This is a genomic window from Mycolicibacter engbaekii (assembly GCF_002101585.1).
GTDB lineage: Bacteria > Actinomycetota > Actinomycetes > Mycobacteriales > Mycobacteriaceae > Mycobacterium > Mycobacterium engbaekii.
Map to the genome: position 1 here is coordinate 1 of NZ_LQOT01000022.1, position 9,918 is coordinate 9,918.

Here is a 9,918-nt window from a genome sequence, read left to right on the forward strand (position 1 = left end):
GCCATGCTGATGGCGTGCATCGACGGCATCAAGAACAAGATCGAACCGGCGGCCCCGGTCGACAAGGACCTCTACGAACTGCCGCCCGACGAGGCCGCCAACATCCCGCAGGCCCCCACCTCACTGGCCCAGGTGATCGACAATCTGGAAGCCGACCACGAATACCTCACCGAGGGCGGCGTGTTCACCCCGGACCTGGTCGAGAACTGGATCAACTTCAAGCGCGAGAACGAGATCGCGCCGGTGAACCTGCGCCCGCATCCCTACGAGTTCTCGCTGTACTACGACTGCTGAGCGACGACCGCCGGGGCCCGCGACGGCTCCGGCGGGATCACCGACGACGGCGAGCGGCGCTCACTCCACCGTGTCGCGGGCCCAGGACGGCGTGATGAAGACGCCGTCGGCCTCCACGGTCACCCCGGCGGCGTCCGAGATATGGCCCCGCGCGTAGGTTTTGACCCCGTCTTTGCGGTACACCGAGGCCTCGGCGTGCAGCGGCCCCAAGGGTGTTCCCCGCAGGTACTTCACGGTGATGGTGCCGGTGTAGTTCGGTTTGGTCAGGCCGTCGCTGGCCGCCTCGCCGAGCACATGGTCGAGGATCAGGGCACTGACCCCGCCGTGGACCAGGCTCGGCGGCCCCTCATAGGCCGCGCCCAGGTGAAAGTCGGTCCAGCAGTGGCCGTTGCCCCCGTGCTGGATCACCAGCGGCGGAGCGATCGGGTTGCGCAGCCCGACCACGGCGTTCCCCCACGCCAGCGGCCGGCCGTCGACGACGTAACGCAGTCCCGGCGAGTCGCTGAGGTTGCCGCCCCGAAGGCGCTCGGTGAGCTGGCGAACCTGGCTGGTCGCCTCGTCGACGGTGGCGGCGTCGGCCTGGGTGCGAATGGTGACGTCGATCAACTCACGGACCGCCTGGGCGAGCGGACCGTAGCGCTCCAACAGTCGCGCGCTCTCCTGCGCGCTGATTGTGGGCACCGCCGCGCCAGCCCCGAAATCCACCACTGAGTTCCTCCTCTAGTCCCCGAATACCTTGCGCACCAAGGCTTTCGCCCGCCGCGTCACTCGCAGGTAGTGATCCAGGAATTCACCGCCGTCACCGCCGGGCCATCCGGCGGCCACCGCCACCGCGTTGAGGGCGCGGCCCGGCCCGGGCAGCTGGTCGGTGGGCTTGCCGCGCACCAGCACCAGGGCGTTGCGAGCACGCGTTGCCAGCAGCCACGCCTGCCGGAGCTTGTCCACGTCGTCGGCCTCCAGCAGCCCGGCTTCGGCGATGGCGTCCAGGGTCTCCAGCGTAGAGGTGTTGTGCAGGGCCGGAACACGGTGGGCGTGGCGCAGCTGCAACAGCTGGACGGTCCACTCGACATCGGCCAGCCCGCCCCTGCCCAGCTTGGTGTGGGTGTTGGGGTCCGCCCCGCGGGGCAGCCGCTCGGCGTCGACCCGCGCCTTCACCCGGCGGATCTCGCGCACCGCCTCGGCCGACACCCCGCCGGGCGGATAGCGGGTGGCATCGACCATGCGCAGGAACCGCAGACCCAGATCCGCATCACCGGCGACGCAATGCGCCCGCAGGAGCGCCTGGATCTCCCAGGGCTGGGCCCACTGCTCGTAGTAGGCCGCGTACGAGGCCAGCGTGCGGACCGGCGGACCGTTGCGGCCCTCGGGGCGAAGGTTGATGTCGACCTGCAGCGGCGGGTCGACGCTGGTGGTGCCCAGCAGCGCCCGGACCTGTTCGACGATGGACGTGGCCCAGCGCACCGCCTCGCCGTCGCCGACGCCGGGCGCCTTCTCGTTGGCCTCGCACACGAACATGACGTCGGCGTCCGAGCCGTAGCCCAGCTCACCTCCACCCAGCCGGCCCATACCGATCACCGCGATCCGCGCCGGCGGCTCCTGGCCTTCTCCGGGCAGATTGACCCGGACGATCGCGTCCAGCGCGGCCTGCAACACCGCCACCCACACCGCGGTCAGCGCCCGGCAGACGTCGACCACCTCGAGCATGCCCAGCAGGTCCGCGGAGGCGATGCGGGCCAGCTCGTGGCGGCGCAGGCTGCGCGCCGAGGCGATCGCGCGCTCCGGGTCGGGATGGCGTGCCGCCGAGGCGATCAGCGCCCGCGACACCGCGTCGGGGTCGCTGTCGAGCAGCTTCGGCCCGGACGGCCCGTCGCCGTAGGCCTGGATGACGTCGGGCGAGCGCATCAGCAGGTCCGGAATGTAGGCCGAGGTGCCCAGCACCCGCATCAGCCGCTTGGCCACGGCACTGCTGTCGCGCAGGGTGCTCAGATACCAGCGCTGCTGCGCCATCGATTCGCTGAGACGCCGGTAGGCCAGCAGCCCGGCATCCGGATTGGGGGTGTTGGACAGCCAGTAGAGCAATGTGGGCAGCAGGACCGCCTGGACCCGGCCCCGGCGACCGCTCTGGTTGGTCAGCGCGGCCAGATGGGTCAGAGCGTTGTGCGGCGCCTCGTATCCCAGCGCCGCCAGCTGGCGTTCCGCGGCACCGGGTGTCAGCCCCCCGGCCAGCTCCAGCCCCGCCGGTCCGACCGCCTCCAGCAGCGGCTGGTAGAAGAGCTTGGCGTGCAGCCTTGAGACCCGGAGGTTTTGGGCCTTGAGTTCTTCGCGCAGTACGCCCAGGGCGTCGTGGCGACCGTCGGGCCGGATATGGGCGGCGCGGGCCAGCCAGCGCATCGCCTCGTCGTCCTCGGGCGGCGGGAGCATGTGGGTGCGCTTGAGCCGCTGCAGCTGCAGCCGGTGTTCCAGCAGCCGCAGGAACTCATAGGAGGCGGTCAGGTTGGCCGCGTCGTCCCGCCCGATGTAGCCGCCGGCGCCCAGGGCCGCCAGCGCATCGACCGTGGACGCCACGTGCAGTGACTCGTCGCTGCGTCCGTGCACCAACTGCAGCAGCTGCACGGCGAACTCCACGTCGCGCAGTCCCCCCGAGCCCAGCTTGATCTCGCGGGACCGGATCTCAGCGGGCACCAGCTGCGCCACCCGGCGCCGCATGGCCTGCACGTCGGCCACGAAATCCTCACGCTCGCAGGCGGTCCACACCATGGGCAGCAGCGCATCGACGTAGTCGCGGCCCAGTTCGGCGTCGCCGGCCGCCGGGCGCGCCTTGAGCAGTGCCTGAAACTCCCAGGTCTTGGCCCACCGCTGGTAGTAGGCGACATGGGACTCCAGGGTGCGCACCAGCGCGCCGTGGCGTCCCTCGGGCCGCAGATTGGCGTCGACTTCGAAGAACGCCTCGCCGGCCACCCGCATCAGTTCACCGGCCACTCGCGTGGTGAGGGAATCGGCTTCCTCGGCGACGAAGATGACATCGACATCGCTGACGTAATTGAGTTCCCGCGCACCGCATTTGCCCATGGCGATCACGGCAAGCCGGGGCGGGGCGGCATCGGCACACACCCGGATCTCGGCCACCTGCAGGGCGGCGGCCAGCGCGGCGTCGGCCAGGTCCGCCAGATGCTCGCCGACGGTCACGTAGGGCAGCACCGGCAGGTTCTCCACGGTGGCGGCCAGGTCGATGGCGGCCAGTACCAGCAGCCGGTCGCGGTAGAGCGACCGCAACCGCTGGACGTAGGCGCCGTCGGTGGTGGCGTCGATGCAGTCGGCGAATATCGTGCGCAGCTCGGTTCCCGACGGCAGCGCCAGCGAGTAGTCCTCGGTGTCGGCGGGACTGGCCAGCAACTTCCACGACTCGGGTTGGGCTATCAGGTGATCGCCCAGTGCCAGTGAGGATCCCAGCACGCTGAACAGCCGCCCGCGCAGGCCGCGGTCGGCCATGAGAGCGGCGCTCAGTTCGGCCCAGTCGATATCCGGCGCCTCGGACAGCCGGACCAGGGTGCGCAGGGCCAGGTCGGCGTCGGGGGCACGCGACAGCGCCCAGAGCACGTCGACGTGCGGTTGGGTGTAGGCGCTGTACCAGCCCAGCGCGGTCAGATCGGCCGCGGCGTACCGGTCGACCAATCCCAGACGCCCGACGCTGGGCAGCTTGCGACGCTGAGCTCCCGGGTAGGCCACGACCGTACGGGCCCTCTAGAGCGCCAGGTAGTTCTGCAGCTCGTAGGGCGTCACATGGCTGCGGTAGTTCGCCCACTCCTGGCGCTTGTTACGCAGGAAGAAGTCGAAGACCTGCTCCCCCAGCGCCTCGGCGACCAGCTCGGAGTTCTCCATCTCGGTCAGCGCCCGCTCCAAGGTGCCGGGCAACTCGCGGTAGCCCATCGCCTGGCGTTCCTCGGGAGTCAACGCCCAGACGTTGTCCTCGGCCTCGGGGCCCAGCTCGTAGCCCTGCTCCACCCCGCGCAGCCCGGCGGCCAACAGCACCGCGAAGGTCAGGTAGGGATTGCACGCCGAGTCCGGGCTGCGCACCTCGATACGCCGCGAGGACGTCTTGTGCGGGCTGTACATCGGCACTCGCACCAGCGCGGAGCGGTTGGAGGCGCCCCAGGACGCCGCGGTGGGCGCCTCGCCGCCGTGGATCAGCCGCTTGTAGGAGTTGACCCACTGGTTGGTGACGGCGCTGATCTCGTTGGCGTGCTCAAGGATTCCGGCGATGAACGACTTCGCGGTGGCCGACAGCTGCAGCGGGTCGTCAGGGCTGTGGAACGCGTTGACCTCGCCCTCGAACAGGCTCATGTGGGTGTGCATGGCCGATCCGGCGTGCTCCCGGAAAGGTTTGGGCATGAACGACGCCCGGACACCCTCCTTGAGCGCGATCTCTTTGATCAGGTAGCGGAACGTCATCACGTTGTCGGCCATCGACAGCGCGTCGGCGTAGCGCAGGTCGATCTCCTGTTGCCCCGGGGCGTTTTCGTGGTGGCTGTACTCCACCGAGATGCCCATCGACTCCAAGGCGTCGATCGCATGCCGGCGGAAGTTGGCGGCCGAGCCGTGGATCGACTGGTCGAAGTAGCCCGCGTCGTCGGCCGGAACCGGCGTGCTCCCGTCATAGGGGCCGGGCTCGAGCAGGAAGAACTCGATCTCGGGGTGCACGTAGCAGGCGAACCCCAGCTCCCCCGCCTTGGCCAGTTGCCGGCGCAGCACGTGGCGCGAGGACGCCCAGGCCGGGGATCCGTCCGGCATGGTGATGTCGCAGAACATCCGCGCCGAGTACTGCTTGCCCGAATCCGAGGTCCACGGCAGCAGCTGGAACGTCGACGGGTCGGGATGGGCGACCATGTCGGATTCGGAGACCCGGGCGAAACCCTCTATCGCCGAGCCGTCGAAGCCGACGCCCTCGTCGAAGGCGCCCTCGAGCTCCGCCGGAGCGATCGCCACGGACTTGAGGTAACCGAGCACATCGGTGAACCAGAGCCGGACGAAACGGATGTCGCGTTCCTCCAGCGTGCGGAGCACAAACTCCTTCTGACGGTCCATACCGCGAAGCGTATCAGCGCTCAGCATTTTGCATCGGTTGGCGGCAGCGTGCCGTCAACCAGGTATCGCGCGGCGTATCGGTCCACGCATTCGTTGCCCTGAAACACCACGGTGTGCTGAGTTCCGTTGAACGTCACCAACGAGCCGCCCAGCTGCTTGGCCAGGTCCACACCGGCCTGGTACGGCGTGGCCGGGTCGCGGGTGGTGGAGACCACCATCGTCGGGGCCAGGTCGGGCACCGAGAGAGTGTGCGGCTCCGTGGTGGGCGGCACCGGCCAGAAGGCGCAGGTCCCCAGCGGGGCGTCGCCGGTGAACTTCCCGTAGCTCATGAACGGCGCGACCTCACGGGAACGCCGGTCCTCCTCGATCACCTTGGCGCGGTCGGTGATCGGCGGCTGGTCGACACAGTTGACCGCGACCCGGGCATCGGTGGCGTTGGTGTAGTGGCCCTTGGCGTCCCGGCGCATGTACAGGTCGGCCAGGCTCAGCATGATGTCGCCGCGGCCCTCGGCCAGATCGGACAGGCCGTCGTTGAGGTGCGTCCAGAACGTCGGCGAATACAGCGCCATGATGGTGCCCACGATGGCGTCGCTGTAGCTCAGTCCGCGCGGGTCCTTGGTCTTGGCCGGCTTGTCCACCAGCGGGTCGACCAGGCTGTGGTAGACGTCGACCGCCTTGGCGGGATCGTCGCCCAGCGGGCAGTCGGTCTCCTTGGCGCAGTCGGCCGCGAAGTCGTCGAACGCGCCCTGGAAGGCCTCCGCCTGCCGCAGGTCCTCCTCGATCGGATCGGCGTTGGGGTCCACCGCGCCGTCGAGGATCATCGCCCGCACGTTCTGCGGGTAGGCCTCGGCGTAGGCCGCGCCGATCCGGGTGCCGTAGGAGTAGCCCAGGTAGGTCAGCTTGTCGTCGCCCAGTCCGGCGCGCATCGCGTCCAGGTCGCGGGCGACGTTCACGGTGCCGACGTTGGCCAGAAATTCCTTGCCGGTCTTCTCCAGGCAGCGCGCGACGTACTCCTTGGTCTCGCTCTCGATGCGCGCCACGCCCTCGGGGCTGTAGTCGACCTGGTTCAGAGCACGCAGCCGGTCGTTCTCCTCGTCGGAGTTGCACCACACCGCGGGCCGCGACGAGGCCACCCCGCGCGGGTCGAACCCGACCAGGTCGAAGCTCTCGCGGACCGAACGCGGCAGGGAGCTGACCAGGCCCACCGCGGTCTCGATGCCGGACTCCCCCGGCCCGCCCGGGTTGATCACCAGCGAACCGATCTTGTCCTTGGTGGCCGGGAAACGGATCATGGCCAGCCGGGCGACGGCGCCTTGGGGCGCGGAGTAGTCGACCGGCACCGCGATGAACCCGCACTGGGCGTCGGCGGGGACCTTGATGTTGGTGTCGGCGGTGAACCGGCACTTGTCCCACTGGACCGGCTGGCCGACCTTCGGCAGGGCCAGCACCGCGTGGCCCGGCGTCAGCCGGGTGCAGCTGCCGACGGTGATCACCACTGTCGCGATCGCGAGGCAGGTCAAAACGGTGCGCGTGATCCTGTCGCGGCGCGTCGGCGAGCTCATGACACCACATGCTGCCATGCACGCGCGGGCAAGCCCGGGCACCCGGTGGGCTCAGCGCGTGCCGATGTGAGGAAATCCACTTCACCGTGTGGTTCAGCTGCGCCCCGCCGAGTGGCAGACTGGGCATGTCAGACGACCCGGGGACCCGCTGCGCGGGCTTCGAGGATCGACCCGACCGAGTCAAGGGACAACGATGTCTGAGCACATTTACGGCGCCGGCAATGACGCTGCGCCCAATCCGGTCCGCATCGCACCGAAGACCCGCGTCCATCATCTGCAGGAGATGAAGGGCGAGGGACGCAAATGGTCGATGCTGACGGCCTACGACTACTCCTCGGCCCGGATCTTCGATGACGCCGGCATCCCGGTGCTGCTGGTCGGGGACTCCGCGGCCAACGTCGTCTACGGCTACGACAGCACGGTTGCGGTCACCATCGACGAGCTGATCCCGCTGGTACGGGCGGTGGTGCGCGGCGCCCCGCACGCATTGGTGGTGGCCGACCTGCCGTTCGGCTCCTACGAAGGCGGACCGGCTGCGGCCCTGGCCACCGCCACCCGGTTCATGAAGGAGGGCGGCGCGCACGCCGTCAAGCTGGAGGGCGGCGAGCGGGTGGCCGACCAGATCGCCATGCTGTCCGCGGCCGGCATCCCGGTGATGGCCCATATCGGGTTCACTCCCCAGAGCGTGAACACCCTGGGCGGTTACCGGGTACAGGGACGCGGCGACGCCGCCGAGCAGACGATCGCCGACGCGATCGCGGTCGCCGAAGCGGGTGCCTTCGCGGTGGTCATGGAGATGGTGCCCGCCGAGCTGGCCACCCAGATCACCGGCAAGCTGACCATTCCCACCGTCGGTATCGGCGCCGGGCCCAACTGCGACGCCCAGGTTCTGGTGTGGCAGGACATGGCCGGGATGACCACCGGCAAGACCGCCCGGTTCGTCAAGCGCTTCGGTGACGTCGGAGCTGAATTGCGCCGCGCCGCAGAGCAGTACGCGCACGAGGTGGCGGCGGGAACGTTCCCCGCCGAGGAGCACTGCTTCTAGAAAGAGGCATCCGGGCGGCCCGGGTGTGACAGGCTGGATGTCGTGTCCCCCGCCGACCCCACCACCTCCTATCGCGAGGTGGAACGCAAGTTCGACGTCGATGCGTCGGCCATCTCGCCGTCCTTCGACGGCATCGCCGGAGTCGCCCGCGTCGAACACCTGCCGGCACAGGCCCTGGCGGCCGTGTACTACGACACTGCCGGCCACGACCTGGCGGCCCGGCGGGTCACCCTGCGCCGGCGCACCGGCGGTCCCGACGCCGGCTGGCACCTGAAGCTTCCTGCCGGGCCGGACACCCGCACCGAGGTACGTGCTGCCCTGGGCCCCGAGGTTCCAGACGAGTTGCTCGACGTGGTGCGGGCGCTCGTGCGGGACCGGGCGCTGGCGCCGGTGGCACAGATCCGCACCGCCCGCCGCGTGGTGGTGCTGCGCGACGACAGCGATGAGGTGCTGGCCGAGTTCTGCGACGATCAGGTCACCGCGTCGGCCACCGGCACCGACCACAAAGAAGCCGAACAGCTCTGGCGGGAATGGGAACTGGAACTGGGCTGCGGCGACATCGAGCTGCTGGACCGGCTGAGCAACCGACTGCTCGACACCGGTGCCGGGCCGGCCGGCTACGGCTCCAAACTGGCCCGGGTGCTCGGCGCACCCGCGCCGCCCGCACACCCCACCGATCGCCTGCAGCGGGCACTGGCCGAGCAGGTCGAGCTGCTGCTGGTGTGGGACCGCGGGGTGCGCGCCGACGCCGACGACGCCGTTCATCAGATGCGGGTGGCGGTCCGGCGGATCCGCAGCCTGCTGCACGGCGAGGAGAAGGCCCACGCCCCGCTGCTCGGCGAATTACGCGAACTCGGGGCGGTGCTCGGTGTCGCGCGCGATGCCGAGGTCCTGGCCCAGCGCTACCAGCAGGAGCTCGACGAGCTGGCACCAGAACTGGTCCGCGGACCGGTGCGCGAACGTCTGGTCGGCGGTTCGCAGCGCCGCTACCAGACGGGGCGACGGCGCAGCCTGGCCGCGATGCGCTCCCCTCGATACTTCCGGCTGCTCGACGGGCTCGATGATCTGATCAGCGCGCCGACCGCCACCCGGTCGGCCTCCGTGGACATCGCCTACCGGCGGCTGCGCAAGGCGGTGAAGGCAGTCAAGACGGCCGCCGACCGCGACGCGGCACTGCACCGGATCCGCAAGGCGGCCAAGCGGCTGCGCTACGCCGCCGCGGCAGCGGGCAAGACCAAGATCGCCCGGCGGGCGAAGACGATTCAGACGCTGCTGGGCGATCACCAGGACAGCGTTGTCAGCCGCGAACACCTGATTGAGCAGGCCGATGCGGCAGCGGCTGCCGGTGAGGACACCTTCACCTACGGGCTGCTGTATGCCCGCGAGGCCGATCTCGCCGCGCGGTGCCGGGCGCAGCTGCGGCCGGCCCTGCGCAAGCTCGACAAGGCGATGTAGCCCAAACGGGGCGGTCTTTGGTTCCGGATGAGCTCGCTGTCGCGTAGGAGCGGTAATTAGCGCCTTCGCTGAGCCCCTGGGGACTACGCCACAGGCCACACCCACGGAGAGGATGAATGTCGGGCGGTCGTGGGATTTCCTTCGAGGGCCCGCAAGATCTATCTGGATCCTACGTGCCAGATAGACAACCCGTATCTCCAGAACATTATGGAAAAGGCGGGGCAGGGCTGAGGCTGAACTGTCGAACACTTTGCAGGAGCGGCAGCTTGAGTCACATCGCAGCGAAATGAAGTAGAGGACACCCACCAATCGGTGGCGAACCCCGGAAGTATCTCTACGCAGGTCGTTGACAGCGGATCTACAAGACGTATGTTCCGATCAGCTGTCCGATAGAACGGATATCGAGGTTGCGTCCAGCAGAGTGGTGTACGAGCTGGGCCGGCTGGTGAGGTCCGGCGTGTCGTAGCCGAATGATTGGAG

The 9,918-nt window shown here is 69.3% G+C and carries 6 protein-coding genes and 1 pseudogene; 3 read left to right on the forward strand and 4 right to left on the reverse strand.

The features are described from left to right. Positions 1 to 294 (forward strand): annotated as a pseudogene (locus AWC02_RS05990) (glutamine synthetase); the annotation flags it as partial. A gap of 60 nt (positions 295 to 354) precedes the next feature. Here the strand turns inward: AWC02_RS05990 and AWC02_RS05995 are convergent. From AWC02_RS05995 to AWC02_RS06010, 4 genes are read right to left on the reverse strand one after another with little or no spacing between them, the layout of a single operon-like run. After that, positions 355 to 999, reverse strand: coding sequence for a PaaI family thioesterase (locus AWC02_RS05995; RefSeq protein ID WP_419179206.1), 645 nt, complete (start codon positions 997 to 999; stop codon positions 355 to 357). A gap of 15 nt (positions 1,000 to 1,014) precedes the next feature. Further along, complete coding sequence (locus AWC02_RS06000; RefSeq protein WP_085127872.1) at positions 1,015 to 4,020, reverse strand: bifunctional [glutamine synthetase] adenylyltransferase/[glutamine synthetase]-adenylyl-L-tyrosine phosphorylase; 3,006 nt, start codon at positions 4,018 to 4,020, stop codon at positions 1,015 to 1,017. Positions 4,021 to 4,035: 15 nt separating this feature from the next. Then, positions 4,036 to 5,376, reverse strand: a complete 1,341-nt coding sequence (gene glnA, locus AWC02_RS06005; RefSeq protein WP_085127873.1) for a type I glutamate--ammonia ligase — start codon at positions 5,374 to 5,376, stop codon at positions 4,036 to 4,038. Positions 5,377 to 5,396: 20 nt separating this feature from the next. Beyond that, positions 5,397 to 6,938 carry an alpha/beta hydrolase gene (locus AWC02_RS06010; protein WP_085127874.1) on the reverse strand — a complete coding sequence of 514 codons (1,542 nt, stop codon included), beginning with the start codon at positions 6,936 to 6,938 and terminating at the stop codon, positions 5,397 to 5,399. Between the two features lie 193 nt (positions 6,939 to 7,131). Here AWC02_RS06010 and panB point away from each other — a divergent pair, with 193 nt between their 5' ends. After that, entirely contained in the window at positions 7,132 to 7,983 is an 852-nt protein-coding gene (gene panB, locus AWC02_RS06015) for a 3-methyl-2-oxobutanoate hydroxymethyltransferase (protein ID WP_085127875.1), read from the forward strand. A gap of 42 nt (positions 7,984 to 8,025) precedes the next feature. Next, on the forward strand, positions 8,026 to 9,438 hold the full coding sequence (locus AWC02_RS06020) for a CYTH and CHAD domain-containing protein (RefSeq protein ID WP_085127876.1): 1,413 nt from the start codon (positions 8,026 to 8,028) through the stop codon (positions 9,436 to 9,438). The last annotated feature ends 480 nt before the right edge of the window (positions 9,439 to 9,918 follow it).

Bases quoted from the DNA above. Each gene is read 5' to 3' on its own strand.
- AWC02_RS06010 (WP_085127874.1), bottom strand. From the start codon at position 6,938: ATGAGCTCGCCGACGCGCCGCGACAGGATCACGCGCACCGTTTTGACC.
- panB (WP_085127875.1), top strand. From the start codon at position 7,132: ATGTCTGAGCACATTTACGGCGCCGGCAATGACGCTGCGCCCAATCCG.
- glnA (WP_085127873.1), bottom strand. From the start codon at position 5,376: ATGGACCGTCAGAAGGAGTTTGTGCTCCGCACGCTGGAGGAACGCGAC.